Source organism: Microbacterium sp. Leaf351 (genome assembly GCF_001423825.1).
GTDB classification, from domain to species: Bacteria; Actinomycetota; Actinomycetes; order Actinomycetales; family Microbacteriaceae; genus Microbacterium; species Microbacterium ginsengisoli.
This window is the reverse complement of record NZ_LMPK01000007.1, coordinates 42,404-43,103: the sequence shown is the minus strand read 5'-3', so window position 1 is coordinate 43,103 and position 700 is coordinate 42,404. Positions and strand designations below refer to the sequence as shown.

Below are 700 nucleotides of genomic sequence, written 5' to 3'. Positions count from 1 at the left end.
CCCGAAGCCCGACACCTTCCCGACGGTGCGGGGCGTGGAGATCTGGGCGAGCATCGCGTTGTAGTTGACGCTCGCCAGCTCGAAGAACACCGTGCCGATCGCGAGCAGCGCGAGACCGAACCACAGGTAGGCGGGCGACGGGTGCACGAAGAACATGAGCGCGAGGGTCAGGACGACGACCGCGGTGTTGATCGCGAGCCAGCGCTTGCGGTGGGCCGAGGCATCCGATCGCTGCCCGGTGACCGGCGCGATCAGCAGCACGACGATGCCGGCGATCGCGAGCGCCCACGAGAGCGCCGCGGAGTTCGCCGTCTTGTCTCCGAAGCTCGAACCCGTGACGTAGACCGTGAACACGAAGGTCGTCGCGACCGCGTTGAACGCCGCCGACCCCCAGTCCCACAGCGCCCAGGCGAACACGCGGCCGCGCCGCGTGCGGGCGTCGAGGGACGAGACGGATGCCGCGGCTCCGGCGCCTGCGGGCGCGGCGGCCGGGGGCTCGAGTGATGCCATGAGCACACGCTATTGCCGGTGCGTGAACGAACGGTAGCGTTCGTTTCCGCAGGGCGATGCTGACGGGGGCGGGCCGGCCGTCCCCCCGGCCGGCCCGCCGGTCACAGCGAGGGGCGGGTGGCCTCCTCGAGCAGCTCCACCACGTGACGGTAGTCGCGTCCGGTGGCCCGCGTCATCCCGATCTCACAGG

At 71.1% G+C, this 700-nt stretch carries 1 protein-coding gene; it reads right to left on the bottom strand.

Annotated features, from left to right (window positions below; genetic code table 11):
* Window positions 1–510 (bottom strand): MFS transporter (locus tag ASG00_RS16580; RefSeq protein WP_327037465.1); only part of this gene is annotated, 510 nt, incomplete at its 3' end.
* Window positions 511–700 lie beyond the last annotated feature (190 nt).